We start from the raw sequence: 15,224 nt of genomic DNA, 5'->3' as shown, positions 1-15,224 counted from the left end.
CGGCACATGCCGGCCATGTCGAAAGCTGGATCAGGCGACGATGTCTTCGAGACGGACCGGGAACTTGCGCACCCGAACGCCCGTCGCGTGCCAGATGGCGTTGGCGATCGCTCCGACGGTGCCGGTGATGCCGATCTCGCCGACGCCCTTGACGCCGATGGCATTCACGAAGGGATCTTTCTCGGGGATGAGGATCGCCTCGAGCGAGGGGATGTCCGCGTTGATCGGCACATGGTACTCGGCCAGGTCCGCATTCATGATCCGGCCGGTTCGGCGGTCGATGATTGCCTCCTCGTGCAGGGCGAAGGAGACGCCCCAGATCATGCCGCCAAAGTACTGGCTTTCCACGAGCCGGGGATTGATGATCCGGCCGGCGGCAAAGGCTCCGACCAGACGCGTCACGCGGATCTGCCCGAGATCGGGATCGACCTTGACCTCGGCGAAGACGGCGCCATGTGAGAACATAGCGTGCGCTTCGGCGGCCTCCGGATCGCGGGAGGCCTTGGCCGTCCCCACGATCTCCTGCTGTCCTGCCCTGGAGAGGATCTCCGCGTAGCTGTCGCTGCGGGTCTCGTCGTCGCGGCGATAGAGCCTTCCATCTCGTGCCTCGACCCCGATGTTGCCGGCCCCGAAAAGCGGCGAGGCTGGATCCTTGGTGGCAAGTTCCGCCAGTTTGGCGATGGCATCCTTGCCTGCGTTGTTGAGCGCCAGGCCGGCGCTTGCCGTATGGGCCGAGCCGCCGGCGACGCCGCCGTCGGGAAGGGTCGAGAGCCCTGAGTAGAGCTCGACCTGATCCGGATCGAGACCCAGCGCCTCTGCCGCGATCTGCGCCAGCGCCGTCCAGGCGCCCTGGCCCATGTCGGCGCCGGCCGTCTCCACCAGAGCCGTGCCGTCGGCGCGCAGGGTGGCGCGCGCCTCCGCCGGGAAATGCGGGCAGGGGAAGAGCGCGGTACCCATGCCCCAGCCGACGAGGAAACCGTTCTCGTCGCGCATCTGGCGGGAGGCGAGCGGCCGGCCGGCCCAGCCGAAACGCCTGGCACCCTCGGCATAGCATTCGCGCAGGGCCTTGGAGGAGAAGGGCTTACCGCTGCCCGGCTCGGTCTCTGCGTAATTGTGCAGGCGGAAATCCAGCGGGTCCATTCCGCAGGCGTCCGCCGCCTCGTCGATCGCAACTTCCAGCGCCGCCGATCCGGATGCCTCGCCCGGCGCCCGCATCGGACCCGGCGTACCAGTATCCAGCCGAATGCCCTCGTGTTCCGACAGCAGTGCCGGGCTTGCGTAAAGATGCGTCGAGGCGTTCGCGGCCGGCTCCAGAAAGTCATCAAACGAGGACGTCGCGGAGATCGACTTGTGGTGAAGCGCCGTCAGGTGTCCGTCCTTGTCGAGGCCAATGCGCAGCTTCTGCCAGGTCGCTCCGCGGTGGCCGACGGGTCCGTACATCTGGGCTCGGCTGAGGACCAGCTTGACGGGCCGCTGCAATGTCCGCGCCGCGAGGATCGCCAGAATCTGCGGTCCGTTGATGATGGCCTTCGACCCGAAGCCGCCACCCAGGAAGGGCGACCGGATCGTGACGTTCTCCGGCGGGATGCCGAAATAGGTGGCGTAGGACGCGCAACTCATCACCAGCGCCTGGTTGGGCATATCGAGCATGACGCGATCGCCGTCCCATTCGGCAACGACGGCATGGGGTTCCATGGCGTTGTGGTACTGCGCCGGCGTGACGTAATCCCGCTCCAGCACCTGGGTCGCATTCGCAAGCCCCGCCTCGACATCGCCGAATGCAGCCTTCGGTGGGCCGCCGACACCGACGGCGGGCGGATCGAAGCGAAGGCCGTCATCGATGCCGGTCCGTGGGTCATCGGCCTCGTACTGCGGGTTGAGCAGGGCAGCGCCTTCGGTTGCCGCTTCCAGAGTTTCGGCGATGACCAGCGCGATCGGCTGGTTGGCGTAGCGGACGGTGCTGTCCTGTAGCACCTCGATCCGGAAGCCGAAGGGCGGGATCTTCTCTTCCGGGTCGTGGGCGAGCGGCGGGCGGTTGGCGGGCGTCATGACTTCGACCACGCCGGGATGGGCCTTGGCAGCCTCGACGTCAAGCGAGGTCACGCGACCTCTGGCGATCCTGCTGACGGCAGTCACGGCATAGAGCATGCCGTCCGGATGATTGTCGGCGGCGTAGGTGGCGCGGCCGGTGACCTTCAGCACGCCGTCGCGGCGCGTCAGCGGCTGGCCGGCGTTGGAGCCGTAGCGGGCGTTCGTGGACGGTGCATCAAGCGACATGGCTGGCTCCCGGCGTCGTTGAGAAGGGCGAGGCGGGGAGGGCAGGCATGACCTCCGGCGTCCCTTCGGCTGCGAGGATCAGCGCCCGCACGGCAATGCGGCGCGCCAGTTCGATCTTGAAGGCATTGTCGCCCGAGGGCTTTGCCTCGGCGAGGGCAATCCCGGCAGCCCTGGTAAAGGCTTCGAGCGTCGGTGCGGCCCCCGCCAGCGAAGCTTCCGCCTCTCGTACGCGCCATGGTTTGGCGGCAATGACGCCCAGAGCGAGTCGGGCATTGCTGATGACGCCATCGTTGATTTCCAGGGCTGCCGCTGCCGAGACCACCGCAAAGGCGTAGGAGGTGCGTTCCCGCAGTTTCAGATAGCGGGCGTTGGCGGCAAAGCGTGCTGCCTCTGCCGGGAGCCGGAGCGCGACGATCAGATCTCCGGGCGCGAGTGCGGTTTCCTGCTCCGGTGTATCGCCCGGCAGTCTGTGGAAGTCTTCGAGCGGGATCTCGCGGTTCCCCTGAGGTCCCTCCACTTCGACCACGGCATCGAGCGCGGCCAGGGGCACGCAGAAATCCGACGGGTGCGTGGCGATACAGTGCTCGCTCCAGCCGACAACGGCGTGGAGACGGTTCTCGCCGTGGAGCGCGTCGCAGCCGGAGCCGGGGACACGGCGGTTGCAGGCGCTGGCGGTGTCCTGGAAATAGGCACAGCGGGTGCGCTGCATCAGGTTGCCCCCGACGCTGGCCGCATTGCGCAACTGCGCCGACGCGCCGGAGAGCAGAGCCTCGGCAACAGCCGGGAAGGCCTTGGCAAAACGCGGGTCGTAGGCGAGGTCCGAATTGCGCACCATGGCGCCGATCCGGACGCCGCCATCCGCCTGCCACTCGATCTGGTCAAGGCCGGGCAGCCTTGTGATGTCGATCAGACGCAGGGGTTGCGATACCCCGATCTTCATCAGGTCGAGCAGATTGGTGCCGGCGGCGAGATAGGCGGAGCCCGGCTCGGCAGCGGCGGCCACGGCTTCGGAAATGCTGTTGGGGGACACGAAATCGAACCGGTTCATGCGGCATCCCTCCCCTTGTCTTCCGCCATGACCTTCTGCGCCTCGAGGACCGCTTCGGTGATGCCCTGGTAGGCGCCGCATCGACAGATGTTGCCGCTCATGAGTTCGCGGACACGCTCGGCGTCGCCGCTTGCGTGGCCCTCCTTGATCAGCCCGACCGCGCTCATGATCTGGCCTGGCGTGCAGAAGCCGCACTGGAAGCCGTCGGCCTCGATGAAGGCCGCCTGGACGGGGTGAAGGACGTCGCCGTCCGCGAGACCTTCGATCGTCTGGATGTCGGCGCCGTCGAGACTGGCGGCAAGCGAGAGACAGGAATTGATACGCCGTCCATCGACAAGCACGGTGCAGGCACCACACTGGCCCCGGTCGCAGCCTTTCTTCGTGCCCGTCAGGTCAAGCCGCTCGCGCAGGAGATCGAGCAGCGTCACGCGCGGGTCATCGAGCGCGATCGTGCGCGGCTGACCGTTGATGGTGAGGCTGATGGAGAGTGACATGCGGTACTCCATTCAGTGATTGTGTTGTAAGGATCAAATGCCGGTGGCTCCGGCGGGGGAATGCACGGGCTGAAAGCGGGCCTGGCCACCGCTTTCAGCAATGCGTGTTCGCTGCGGGCCGGCTGTGTTATTTATACGGAGGACGCCTCCGGTTAGCAAGAGGCAATGTTAAGCAGACTCAGATGGAACAAGAACACGGGAAGACAAGACGACGCTTACGCTCCGATTCCATCCGGAACCGGGAGCGGCTGCTCGAGGCGGCGACGGAGATCTTCAGCACCGGCGGCCCGCAAGCCAGCCTGGAAGCCGTGGCCCGCAGGGCCGGGCTCGGCATCGGCACGCTCTACCGTCATTTTCCGACGCGCGAGGATCTGTTCGACTCGGTCTACCGCCATGAGGTCGATCTTCTCGGGGAGCTGGCGGAACAGCTTGCGCTGAACAATGAGCCCGTCGAGGCGCTCAGGAAATGGCTACAGGCGAATGTTCGGCTCGTGGCGACCAAGAAGGGAATGATGGAGGCGCTGCAACTGGCAACCGTCGGCTCATCGGAGCTGAAGGTCTATTCCTACGACCGCATGATCAACGCGATCGGGCTGCTGCTCGACCGCGCCGTGAAGGCCGGCGAGGTCCGCGACGATGTTCCGCCCGAAGACCTGCTTCGGACGCTGGTGGGCATCTATTATTCGCAGGGCCCGGGCGACTGGCAGCCGGTGGCTCTGCGGATGGTCGACGTGTTCGTCGACGGACTGCGCCGGCGCTGAGGGTCGCCGCTTAGCCGATGATCAATACCCCTCGTAGGCCGACACCACGGCCGCGATCTGCGCAGAGTTCATCGCCTCCATCTGTGGCACCGTAATTGCCTGGAGCTGGCTTCTCGACAGGCCGGTGATGTCGTCCGTCGACAGGCCGGCGATGCCCGTTGCGCTGATCGAGGCGATATCCTCCAAGGAGAAGACCGCCAGATCGTCGGCGTTGAGTGCCGCGATCTGGGCAGAACTCATGCCGGCAACCTGGGAGGGCGTGAACGCCTCGATCTGGGCCGTCGACATGCTGCTGATCTGGGCCGTCGTCAGGCCGATGATGGCCTTGCCGCTGATGGCGGTGATCTGTTCGGTGGTGAAGGCAGCGATGCTGCCGGTGCCGAGCGCGGCGAGCTGGATGGCGTTCAGGGCGCCGATCTGACCGGTGGTCAGCGCGCCGATCTGCGCGGGGTTCATAGCGCGAACCTGGCCGAAACCGAGTGCCGCGATCTGGGTCGTCGTCAGGGCGGCGGTGTCTTCGGAGCTCAGGCTGCCGATGGTGCTGGTGGAAAGGCCCGCCAGCGCCGCGGTGCCGATCGCAGCGATCTCATTGCTGGAGAAGGCAGCCAGATCCTCGGCGGACAGTGCACTCACCTGGGTCGAGCTCAGCGCAGCGATCTGCGCGGCGGAGAGAGCTTCAACCTGGGTGGTGGACAGCGCATCGATCTGCGCCGTCGTCAGTCCTGCGATCGCACCATTGCTCAAGGAAGCGATCTGGTCCGTGGTGAATGCTGCAATTGCAGACGTGGGCAGAGCCGAGATGGCGGAAGAACCCAAAGCGCCGATCTGGCTCGTCGTCAGGGCTGCAAGCTGCTGCGTTCCCAGACCCTGGAGCTGTTCCGATGTCAGCGCGGCGACCTGACTTGTGGTCAGAGCTCCAAGCTGTACCGTTGTCAGGCCGCCGACGTTGGCGGGCGAAAGGCCGGGAATTGCTGCCGCACTGATCGCTGCGATGTCGGCCGTCGAAAAGGTCGAGAATGCCGATGTGCTCAGGGCCGAGAGCTGCGTTGAGGTCAGATTGGCAACCTGAGAGGGGCTCAGGGCCTCGATCTGCGCCGAGGAGAGGGCGCGGATCTGTGCGGTTGTCAGCCCCGATACTGTCTTCCCTGCCAATGCGGCAATCTGCTCGGTCGACAGGGCGGCGAGATTTCCAGCCGGAAGACCGGATATCGCGGACGAACTCAACGCAGCGATGTCGTCGGTCGAGAGGCTGGCGAGGACTGCCGGCGTCAGCGCCGCGACCTGGGTGGAGCTGAGGCCCGCGACCTGAGCCGTCGTGAAGGCGTCGACCTGCGCGGTCGACAACGCCTCCACCTGGGCGGTGGTCAGTCCTGCCACGGCCTTGGGGTTGAGGCTGGCGATCTGGTCCGTCGTCAGAGCGGCCAGCGCGGAGGTCGACAGGCCGGAGATCGCCGTCGAGCTCAGGGCGCCGATCTGTGCGGTCGTGAAGCTGACGATCTGCGTCAGGGTGAGAGCCTGGATCTGGCTCGATGTAAGCGCCGCCACTTGGCTGGATGTCAGGGCTGCAAGTTGCTGGGAACTCAGCGTTCCGATGCTCGCACTGGAGAGGCCCGCGAGCGCGGCTGTTCCGATCGCGGCGATATCGGCGGTCGAGAAGGTCGCGATGTCTGCAGACGACAGTGCGCCTACCTGCGCGGAGCTCATGGAAGCCACAAGGCCCGGCGTCAGTGCCTCCGCCTGTTCCGGATTCAGGGCATCGATCTGCGCCGAGCTCAGGCCCGGAATGGCCTTGGTGGTCAGTGCCGCGATCTGATCGGTCGAAAGGCTGGCGACTGCGTCGGTCGAGAGTGCGGCCACTTGCGCCGAGCCAAGGGCGGCCACCTGCGTGGTGCTGAGGGCTGCCAGCTGATCGGTCGTCAGCGCGGCCATCTGGGCGGTGGTCAGGGCGGCAATCTGGCCGGCCTTCAGAGCCTCGACCTGTTCGTTGCTGAAGGCGGCCACGCTTTCTGTGGGCAGCCCGCTGATGGCCGAGGCGGACAGGGCGGCGATGTCGTCGATCGAGAAGGTGGCGAGATCGGCCGTCGTCAAGGCGGCCACCTGGGTCGAACTGAGAGCGGCGACCTGCGTAGAGGTCAGTGCCTCGACCTGATCGGTGGAGAGAGCCTCCATCTGGTCAACAGTCAGCCCTGCAATGGCCTTCCCGCTCAGTGCAGCGATCTGATCGGTCGAAAGAGCCGCGATGGTTTCGGAGGCAAGTGCCGCCACCTGTGCGGCTGTGAACGCGCCGATCTGTGCGGAGCCAAGGGCCGAAAGTTGGGATGTCGTCATTGCCGCGACCTGGCCTGTCTTCAGCGCGGCGATCTGGGCAGCGGTCAGTGCTGCCACCTGGTCTTCGCTCAATGCCGCAATGCTGTCGCTCGACAATCCGGCGACGGCCGCTGCGTTGATCGCGGCCAGACGCTCGGGTGACAGGCTTGTCAGTGCGGTGGTGCTGAAGGCGGAGATCTGGGCGGAACTCAGGCTGCCGATCTGGGTCGACGTCAGGCCGTCGATCTGCGCGGTCGAAAGTCCCTGGATCTGGGTCGATGACAAGGCGCCAATCGCCTTGGCATTCAATCCGGCAATCTGCTCGGGAGACAGGGCGGCAATCTGTGCGGTGGAGAGTCCGGAGATCGCCGCCCAATTAAAGGTACCGATCTGAGTGGGGGTCAGGGTGGCCAGCTGCTCGCTTGTCAGGGCTGCTATCTGCCCGGTCTTCAGCGCCGAGATCTGCGTCGCCTTCAGTGCCGCCACCTGTTCGGCACTCAGTGCTGCGACGCTCTCGCTGGAGAGGCCGGAGAGTGCGGCCGCGCTGATTGCAGCAATGTCGGCCGTGGAGAAGGTGGCTATATCCTCTGACGACAAGGCGGCGATTTGCGCAGACGTCATGGCGGCAACCAAAACGGACGTCAGGGCTTCCGCCTGGTCCGTCGTCAGTGCCGCCACCTGGGCCGTCGTCAGGCCGGAAATGGCCTTGGTGCTGAGGGCTGCGATCTGTTCGGTCGACAGCAACGGAATGCTTTCGGTGGAGAGAGCCTTGAGCTGGAGGGCTGACAGTGCCGCAACCTGGGAGGTCGTCAGCGCTGCAAGCTGTTCGCTCGTCAGTGCAGCGATCTGCGCTGTCTTCATGGCTGCGATCTGGCTGACCTTCAGTGCCGAAATCTGGTCGGCGGTGAGGGCGGCGATCCCGGTGCTGGATAGACCGGTGAGCGCCGAGGCGCTGAGGGCAGCCACATCCTCCGCCGAGAAGGTCGCCAGCCCCGCCGTTCCGAGTGCCGCCAGTTGCGATGAGGTGAGGTAGGCAACCTGCGATGACGTCAGGGCCTCGGCCTGCTCACTGCTGAGCCCGGCGATCTGGGCTGTCGTCAATCCGGCAATGGCCTTGGCGTTCAGAGCCGCCGTCTGGTCGAGGTTCAGGGCGCTGACGGCCGCGACGGACAGAGCCTTGACCTGGGTGGCGCTGAGGGCGCCGATCTGGGCACTATCGAACGCAGCTATCTGACCGGTGGTGAGTGCGGCAACCTGTGCCGTCTTCATCGCCGCAATCTGGTTTGTCCGCAGCGAAGCGATCTGCTCGGCGCTTAGGATACCGATATTGGCGGCGCTGAGCGCCGACAGTGCGGACGGGCTGAGTGCCGGGATATCGGCAATCGAGAAGGTGGCCAATGCTTCGGCACTCAAGGCGGCGATCTGGCGAGAGGTGAGGCTTCCCACCTGGGAAGAGCTCAACGCCTCCACCTGCGTGGTGGACAAGGCGGCGATCTGCGCGGGGGAGAGGAGAGCGATGGCCTTGCCGCTGAGGCTCGACACCTGGTCGAGCGAGAGGGCTGCCATGCTGGACGTAGAGAGGCCCGCGACGGCGGCGGGGCTGATGGCGCCGATCTGCGAGGTTGTCAGGGCAGCCAGTTGATCGGTCGTGAGGGCCGCAAGCTGCTTGGATTTCAGCGCTGCGACCTGGGCGACCTTCAGTGCGGCGACCTGGTCGGAGCCCAAGGCGGCGATGCTGCCGCTGGAAAGGCCGGCAATAGCACCGGCGCTGATCGCGGCGATGTCCGCAGTGGAGAAGGTGGCGATGTCTTCGGACGAGAGCGCCGCTAATTGCGTGGAACTCATTGCACCGACGAGTGCCGAGGTCAGCGCCTCCGCCTGATCCGTGGTGAACGTCGCGATCTGCGTCGCGGTCAGGCCGGAGATCGCCTTGGCGTTGATGGCGGCGATCTGGCTCGTCGACAGCGATTGAATGCTGGCCGATGACAATCCCTTGAGCTGGAGCGCTGTCAGCGCGCCGATCTGCGCGGTGCTCAGGCTTGAGATCTGATCCGTTGTCAGTGCGGCGATCTGCGTGCTCTTCATGCCGGCGACCTGGCTGGTCTTCAGCGCCGCCAGTTGCTCCGTCGTCAAGGCTGCGATGGAGGCCGTGGACAGGCCGGAAATGGCCGGCGAGGTGATGGCCGCAATGTCGGCCGTCGAGAAGGTGGCAATGTCAGCGGACGACAGGGCGCCGATCTGCTGGGCGCTCATGGCGCCAACCTGCCCAGGAGCCAGGGCTTCTGCCTGACTGCTCGAAAGGGCTGTGATCTGTGCCGTCGTCAGACCCGGGATAGCCTTGGCATTCAAGGCCGCAACCTGGTTTGTCGACAATGCCGCGATGCTGGCGGTGGTCAGTGCCCTCAATTGCGTGGAGCTCAAGGCGCCGATCTGGGAGGTCGTGAGTCCCGATATCTGGTCGCTCGTCAATGCCGCGATCTGCGTCGTCTTCAGGGCGGCAACCTGTGTCGGCGTCAGTGCCGCCAGTTGCTCCGAGCTCAGCGCCATGACGCTTCCACGTGAAAGGCCAGCAATGGCGGAGGAGCTGATGGCGGCAATGTCGGCTGTGGAGAAGGTGGCAATTTCGTCAGTCGTCAGGGTCGACAGCTGGGAGGCGTTCAGCGCCGCGACCTGTGTGGGCGTCAGAGCTTCGATCTGGAAGGAGTCAAGTCCGCCGATCTGTCTTGCGCTCAAGGCGCCGACCTGATTGGCCGCCAGGGCTTCGATCTTCTGGGTGGTGAAAGCCGCCAGTTGATCCAGCGTCAGCCCGACCATGGCGGGTGCCGATATGGCCCGCAATTGCGAGGTGGAGAAGGCGTCGAGGTCTTCCAATTCCAGTGCCGCAATCTGGATCGCGGACAGGGCACTGATTTGCGCCGTGGACAGCGCGTTGATGTCTTCCGTCGTCCAGGCCTTGATCTCCCAAGATTTCAGAGCCTTGATCTGGCTGACGCCGAGGGAGGGAATGGTGGAAGTCATGAATAAGCCCCTTGATGTAATGCATCATTCAAATCAGCCTGCGGCAACGCGGAGGGCGGCAGAGCGAATTTTCGTCTCGCTTCCGTCGACCCCTTCGCATGCCACGGGAAGCAGCAAAACTGCTGCCTGCCATACGCGCACCCGTAAGCGTTTATCGGCAGGCAGGCTTGCTCCAACCTGTCGCGAGAGGCGCGATACATGCCGCGTGAAGAGGCTGACGAAACGGGAGGTTCGGGTGGCTGCGATATTGACAGGCACTGTATACAACCCATAGGCTGCTGGAGAGGAGAAGCATTTGTCTGGCGGAGTGGGAGGCCGTGGCTAAAAGATCAGCTTGCCGCTTAAATCAAGGCTGCCCGTTGCAGCAGGAGCACGCAGATGTGTTCGCTAGTGTTGGCGCAGGTGGCTGTAGATATTGCCAGATGATGTATACATTAAAGTCAAACGCATTCGAGATGTGCTTGACGGGCCGATGAGGTTCGGAGCCATTTCGATGGTCATAGGGGTGGAGACCTATGACCGCCGCAGCTATCCCGGCTGAGGTTTTGGGTTTTAAGAGGAGGAGAAGGCATGCTCAAGAGAAGAAGTTTCATGGCCGCCGCGGGCGTGGCGCTGGGATGCCTGTTGGCGCTTCCAGCCCAGGCGCAGGAAGCGGTGAAGATCGGGCTCGTCTTGCCGATGACCGGGCCTTTCGCGTCCACGGGCCGGCAGGTCGAGGCAGGGGTGCGCGCCTACATGGCGCTGAACGGCGACGAGGCGGCCGGCAAGAAGATCGAGATCGTGCTGCGCGACGATGCCGGCACCGCCGACCAGACACGCCGGATCGCGCAGGAACTGGTCGTCAACGAGGGCGTCAGCATGCTGATGGGCTTCGGCCTGACGCCGCTTGCGATGTCCGTGGCGCCGGTTCTCAATCAGGCGAAGATCCCGGCGATCATTACCTCGGCAACGACCTCGGCCATCATGCCGCAATCGGAATATTTCGTGCGCACCAGCATGGGCGGGCCGCAGTCGGCCGTTCCCGTGGCGACCTGGGCGGTGGAGAACGACCTGAAGCGGGTGGTGACCCTGGTGACCGACTACGGCCCGGGCCACGACATCGAAAAGGGCTTCGTCGACCAGTTCAAGAAGGAAGGCGGGGAAATCGTCGAATCTGTGCGGGTGCCGCTGCAGAACCCGGATTTCGCGCCCTTCCTGCAGCGCGTTCGCGATGCCAAGCCGGATGCCGTGTTCGTCTTCGTGCCTTCCGGCGTCGGCTCGCTGTTCATGAAGCAGTTCGTCGAACGCGGCCTGGCGGATGCCGGCATCAAGCTGATCGCCACCGGCGACGTGACCGACGATGACCTCCTGAACGGAATCGGCGACGCTGCCATGGGCGTCATCACCGGCCACTTTTATTCGGCCAACCACGACAGCCCTGAGAACAAGGCTTTCGTCGAGCAGGTGCGCAAGGACAACAACAACATGCGGCCGAACTTCATGTCTGTCGGCGGCTATGATGCCATGCATCTTGCCTATGCGGCCCTGGAAAAGACCGGCGGCGACACCGATGGCACAAAGTTGATCGAAGCGATGAAGGGGATGGAGTGGACGAGCCCGCGCGGGCCGATCATGATCGATCCGGAAACGCGCGATATCGTTCAGGACATCTACATCCGCGAGGTCAAGGAGGTTGACGGCGAGCTCTACAACGTCGAGTTCACCAAGTACGAGAAGATCCGCGACCCGAACACGGCCAAGTAACAGACAAGACGGCCGGCCGGTCAACGGCCGGCCGCCCCACCGGTGAGGGCCAATGCTGACCATCCTGTTCGACGGCATCGCCTATGGCATGCTTCTGTTCATCCTGGCGTGCGGACTGACGATCACGCTCGGGCTGATGAATTTCATCAATCTTGCGCACGGCGCCTTCGCCATGACGGGCGGTTACGTCACGGTCGTGATGATGAACCGCTACGGCATTGCCTTCTACTGGTGCCTGCCGGCCGCCTTCCTGGTCAGCGCTGCGCTCGGCGCGATCCTCGAACGTACTCTTTACCGGCAGCTGTACCAGGCGAGCCACCTGGACCAGGTGCTGTTTTCCGTCGGTCTCGTGTTCATGTCGGTGGCTGCCGCCGACTACATCATGGGCGGCCAGCAGCAGTTGATCCAGTTGCCGCCGGAGCTCTCCGGCCGCGCCGAGTTCTTCGGTGTCGGCATCGGCCGATATCGCTTGTTCACCATCGTCATCTGCGCCGCGCTGGCGCTGGCGCTCCAGCTCATCCTGGCGAAGACGAGGTTCGGCAGTCGCCTTCGCGCAGCCGTGGACGATCGCCGGGCGGCGATCGGGCTCGGCATCAACGTCTCGGCCGTCTTCGCGCTCACCTTCGCCTTCGGTTCCGGCCTTGCCGGCCTCGGCGGCGCTATGGGAGCGGAAATTCTGGGCCTCGACCCGAATTTCCCGCTGAAGTTCATGATCTACTTCCTGATCGTCGTGGCGGTTGGCGGCACCTCCACGGTCAGCGGGCCCTTTCTTGCAGCGCTGCTGCTGGGCATCGCCGATGTGGCAGGCAAATATTACGTCCCGGCCATCGGTCCGTTCGTGATCTACGGACTGATGATCATCATGCTGATCCTGCGCCCGGCGGGCCTGTTTGCACGGGGCGGGCGATGAGTGTGATGACACGGGACGGTATCGCTCCGGTCGAGGACGGGCAGGACGACCAGGCACGCGCCATGCGGCTGATGCGCAGGCGAAGCCGGATTCGCTTCTTCGAGTTCATCATCTGGCCGGCCGCAGTTGCGGCAATCTTTCTCCTGCCGTCGAAGATGCTGATCCTGACCGAGATCGCCATCCTGGCGCTGTTTGCGGTGTCGCTGGATCTCGTGCTCGGGTTCGCCGGCATCGTTTCACTCGGTCACACGGCCTTTTTCGGAGTAGGCGCCTATACGGCCGGGCTCTTTGCGCGGCACTATTTTGCCGAGCCCGTCACCGGGCTTCTCGTCGCCGGCGTGGTCAGCGGCATCCTCGGCTTTGCGACGAGCTTCCTGATCCTGCGCGGCTCGGACCTGACGCGGCTGATGACGACGCTCGGCATTGCCCTGATGCTCGGGGAGGCCGCCAACCAGATGGGCTGGCTTACCGGCGGCGCGGATGGGTTGAGCGGTTTCAGCCTCGGCCCGATCCTTGGACTGTTCGAGTTCGATCTCTGGGGCCGCAACGGCTATATCTATTGCCTGACCGTGCTGTTCATCACCACCATGGTCGCACGACGGATCGCCTTCTCCCCGTTTGGCCTGGCGCTGAAGGCGATCAAGAGCAATCCCACTCGAGCAGCGCTGGTGGGCGTTCCGGCGCGCCGACGTCTGGTGATCGTTTACACGATCGCCGCGGTCATGGCGGGCTTTGCGGGTGCGCTCCTGACCCAGACGACCTCCTTCGTGTCGCCGGACGTCCTGGCCTTCCATCGATCCGCGGACGTGCTGCTGATCCTGGTGATCGGCGGCACGGGCTATCTCTACGGCGGTATCTTCGGCGCGATCGGGTTTACCTTGCTGAAGGACTGGCTGTCCGTCGTGACACCGCAATACTGGATGTTCTGGATCGGCCTTCTGCTGGTGATCCTGGTGCTCGTCGGACGCGGGCGGATCGCGGGCTGGATCGAATACATCCCGCAGCGGCTGACGGCAGCGATGGGAGGCAAGCCATGACGGTCGTTTTGGAAACGCGCGGACTGCATCGGCGCTTCGGAGCTTTCCTTGCCACCAATGATGTCTCGCTGACGGTGGAGCAGGGAGCCCGTCACGCGCTGATCGGGCCGAATGGCGCCGGCAAGACGACGCTGATCAATCTCCTGACCGGCGTGCTGCAGCCGAGCGCAGGGCAGGTGATCCTGCAGGGGGAGGACATTACCCGCGTGCCCTCCCACCAGCGTGTCAAGAAGGGGCTGACGCGGACGTTCCAGATCAACCAGTTGTTCGCCGACTACACGCCGCTCGAGACGGTCACCCTGGCGATGCTCGAACGGGATGGGCTGGGCAGCAACCTGTGGTCTCCGGTTGCGGGCCATGCAGACCTGATCGACGAGGCCGCGGCGCTGCTGTCGCGGTTCGGCCTGTCGCCGGTGATGCAGGAGCGGACCGACCGGCTGCCCTATGGAAAACAGCGTTTGCTGGAAATTGCGCTGGCCTTTGCCTCCAAGCCTCGGGTGCTTCTGCTCGACGAGCCGGCAGCCGGCGTGCCGGAAGACGAGCGCCACGAAGTGCTGTCGATCGTTTCGGATCTGCCGACAGACGTTACGGTCGTGCTCATCGAGCACGACATGGATCTCGTGTTTTCCTTCGCCAACCGTATCTCGGTTCTGGTCGCCGGCGCGATCTACGCCGAAGGGACGGTGGCCGAGATCGCTGCCGACCGGGGCGTCAAGGCCGTCTACCTCGGAGAGAGCGCATGACCGCGCCGCTGCTCGTCACGCGCAAGCTGGTGGCCGGATACGGCGAAGCCGCCGTGCTGGCCGGGATCGACCTGACGCTGGAGGAAGGGCGGACGCTGGCGCTGCTCGGGCGCAATGGAACGGGCAAGACGACGCTTGTCGAAACAATTGCGGGGCTCACGACTCATCACGCCGGCACGATCCACCTGATGGGGCAGGACATCACCCGGATGCGGGCAGACCGGCGGGTCGCGGCCGGGATCGGATGGGTGCCGCAAGAGCGCAACATCTTCAAATCCCTGACGGTCGAGGAGAACCTGACGGCAATCGCCCGTCCCGGCGTCTGGACCGTCGATCGGGCCTATTCCATGTTTCCGCGCCTCAAGGAGCGCCGGCGCAACCTGGGCAGCCAGCTTTCCGGTGGCGAACAGCAGATGCTGGCCGTTGCCCGCGCGCTGATGGTCAACCCCCGTCTGCTGCTTCTCGACGAACCTCTGGAAGGTCTCGCACCGATCATCGTGGACGAGCTTCTGGCGGCGTTGCGGCAGATCGTCGACGGCGAGGGCATGTCGGCGATCATCATCGAGCAGAAGGCGCGAAAGGTTCTGCCGTTGGCGCACGAAGCGATCATTCTCGATCGGGGCGCCGTCGTCTACCAGGGATCGAGCAGCGAGTTGCTCGCGGACGAGACAGCTCTTGGGCAGCATCTCGGCGTCGAGAAGGTACCGGCGCAGGCGTAGTCGTTGGACGACAGCTTGACTTTGATCAAAGCTCCACGGGTGCCCCTCGCCTAGGTTCGCCGCGCTGAAGGCAGCTCCGCTTTCTGACCGGACCTTCCTTCGTCACCGGCAGGTCCGGCATCGGCACGGCGCAGTCGCGCCGATGCTGCCAGCCCATAACCGGAAGA

General features: G+C 64.7%; 10 protein-coding genes. 6 read left to right on the top strand and 4 right to left on the bottom strand.

The window, feature by feature from the left end; all coding sequences use genetic code 11:
- Nucleotides 1-30: 30 nt before the first annotated feature.
- From M1E10_RS05715 to M1E10_RS05705, 3 genes are read right to left on the bottom strand one after another with little or no spacing between them, the layout of a single operon-like run.
- A complete protein-coding gene (locus M1E10_RS05715; RefSeq protein WP_499175425.1) occupies nucleotides 31-2,277 on the bottom strand; it encodes a xanthine dehydrogenase family protein molybdopterin-binding subunit in 2,247 nt (748 codons plus the stop codon).
- Nucleotides 2,267-3,325 carry an FAD binding domain-containing protein gene (locus M1E10_RS05710; protein ID WP_499175424.1) on the bottom strand — a complete coding sequence of 353 codons (1,059 nt, stop codon included), beginning with the start codon at nucleotides 3,323-3,325 and terminating at the stop codon, nucleotides 2,267-2,269. The genes M1E10_RS05715 and M1E10_RS05710 overlap by 11 nt, the downstream gene beginning before the upstream one ends.
- A complete protein-coding gene (locus M1E10_RS05705; RefSeq protein ID WP_499175423.1) occupies nucleotides 3,322-3,819 on the bottom strand; it encodes a (2Fe-2S)-binding protein in 498 nt (165 codons plus the stop codon). The genes M1E10_RS05710 and M1E10_RS05705 overlap by 4 nt, the downstream gene beginning before the upstream one ends.
- A 182-nt stretch (nucleotides 3,820-4,001) precedes the next feature.
- Between M1E10_RS05705 and M1E10_RS05700 the strand changes: the two genes are divergently transcribed.
- Entirely contained in the window at nucleotides 4,002-4,580 is a 579-nt protein-coding gene (locus M1E10_RS05700; protein ID WP_499175422.1) for a TetR/AcrR family transcriptional regulator, read from the top strand.
- 21 nt (nucleotides 4,581-4,601) lie between these two features.
- On the opposite strand, the gene M1E10_RS05695 is transcribed toward M1E10_RS05700, so the two are convergent.
- Nucleotides 4,602-9,905 carry a beta strand repeat-containing protein gene (locus M1E10_RS05695; RefSeq protein WP_499175421.1) on the bottom strand — a complete coding sequence of 1,768 codons (5,304 nt, stop codon included), beginning with the start codon at nucleotides 9,903-9,905 and terminating at the stop codon, nucleotides 4,602-4,604.
- Between the two features lie 570 nt (nucleotides 9,906-10,475).
- On the opposite strand from M1E10_RS05695, the gene M1E10_RS05690 reads away from it, so the two are divergent.
- The 5 genes from M1E10_RS05690 (at nucleotide 10,476) to M1E10_RS05670 (ending at nucleotide 15,057) form a co-directional block, all read left to right on the top strand.
- Nucleotides 10,476-11,648: an ABC transporter substrate-binding protein gene (locus tag M1E10_RS05690; RefSeq protein ID WP_499175420.1), complete on the top strand. Its 1,173-nt coding sequence runs from the start codon at nucleotides 10,476-10,478 to the stop codon at nucleotides 11,646-11,648.
- Between the two features lie 52 nt (nucleotides 11,649-11,700).
- Nucleotides 11,701-12,558 carry a branched-chain amino acid ABC transporter permease gene (locus M1E10_RS05685; RefSeq protein ID WP_499175419.1) on the top strand — a complete coding sequence of 286 codons (858 nt, stop codon included), beginning with the start codon at nucleotides 11,701-11,703 and terminating at the stop codon, nucleotides 12,556-12,558.
- A 62-nt stretch (nucleotides 12,559-12,620) separates the two neighbouring features.
- Nucleotides 12,621-13,595 carry a branched-chain amino acid ABC transporter permease gene (locus tag M1E10_RS05680; RefSeq protein WP_499177092.1) on the top strand — a complete coding sequence of 325 codons (975 nt, stop codon included), beginning with the start codon at nucleotides 12,621-12,623 and terminating at the stop codon, nucleotides 13,593-13,595.
- Nucleotides 13,592-14,338 carry an ABC transporter ATP-binding protein gene (locus M1E10_RS05675; protein WP_499175418.1) on the top strand — a complete coding sequence of 249 codons (747 nt, stop codon included), beginning with the start codon at nucleotides 13,592-13,594 and terminating at the stop codon, nucleotides 14,336-14,338. The genes M1E10_RS05680 and M1E10_RS05675 overlap by 4 nt, the downstream gene beginning before the upstream one ends.
- Nucleotides 14,335-15,057 carry an ABC transporter ATP-binding protein gene (locus tag M1E10_RS05670; protein WP_499175417.1) on the top strand — a complete coding sequence of 241 codons (723 nt, stop codon included), beginning with the start codon at nucleotides 14,335-14,337 and terminating at the stop codon, nucleotides 15,055-15,057. The genes M1E10_RS05675 and M1E10_RS05670 overlap by 4 nt, the downstream gene beginning before the upstream one ends.
- Nucleotides 15,058-15,224 lie beyond the last annotated feature (167 nt).

It is taken from the genome of Rhizobium sp. PK7-22 (genome assembly GCF_056530405.1).
Note: the sequence above shows the minus strand (reverse complement) of the source record. Positions and strands in the feature narration are given on the sequence as shown.

Excerpts from the sequence above, each read along its gene's own strand:
- M1E10_RS05715 (WP_499175425.1), bottom strand. The coding sequence starts at position 2,277 with ATGTCGCTTGATGCACCGTCCACGAACGCCCGCTACGGCTCCAACGCC.
- M1E10_RS05710 (WP_499175424.1), bottom strand. The coding sequence starts at position 3,325 with ATGAACCGGTTCGATTTCGTGTCCCCCAACAGCATTTCCGAAGCCGTG.
- M1E10_RS05705 (WP_499175423.1), bottom strand. The coding sequence starts at position 3,819 with ATGTCACTCTCCATCAGCCTCACCATCAACGGTCAGCCGCGCACGATC.
- M1E10_RS05700 (WP_499175422.1), top strand. The coding sequence starts at position 4,002 with ATGGAACAAGAACACGGGAAGACAAGACGACGCTTACGCTCCGATTCC.
- M1E10_RS05695 (WP_499175421.1), bottom strand. The coding sequence starts at position 9,905 with ATGACTTCCACCATTCCCTCCCTCGGCGTCAGCCAGATCAAGGCTCTG.
- M1E10_RS05690 (WP_499175420.1), top strand. The coding sequence starts at position 10,476 with ATGCTCAAGAGAAGAAGTTTCATGGCCGCCGCGGGCGTGGCGCTGGGA.
- M1E10_RS05685 (WP_499175419.1), top strand. The coding sequence starts at position 11,701 with ATGCTGACCATCCTGTTCGACGGCATCGCCTATGGCATGCTTCTGTTC.
- M1E10_RS05680 (WP_499177092.1), top strand. The coding sequence starts at position 12,621 with ATGCGGCTGATGCGCAGGCGAAGCCGGATTCGCTTCTTCGAGTTCATC.
- M1E10_RS05675 (WP_499175418.1), top strand. The coding sequence starts at position 13,592 with ATGACGGTCGTTTTGGAAACGCGCGGACTGCATCGGCGCTTCGGAGCT.
- M1E10_RS05670 (WP_499175417.1), top strand. The coding sequence starts at position 14,335 with ATGACCGCGCCGCTGCTCGTCACGCGCAAGCTGGTGGCCGGATACGGC.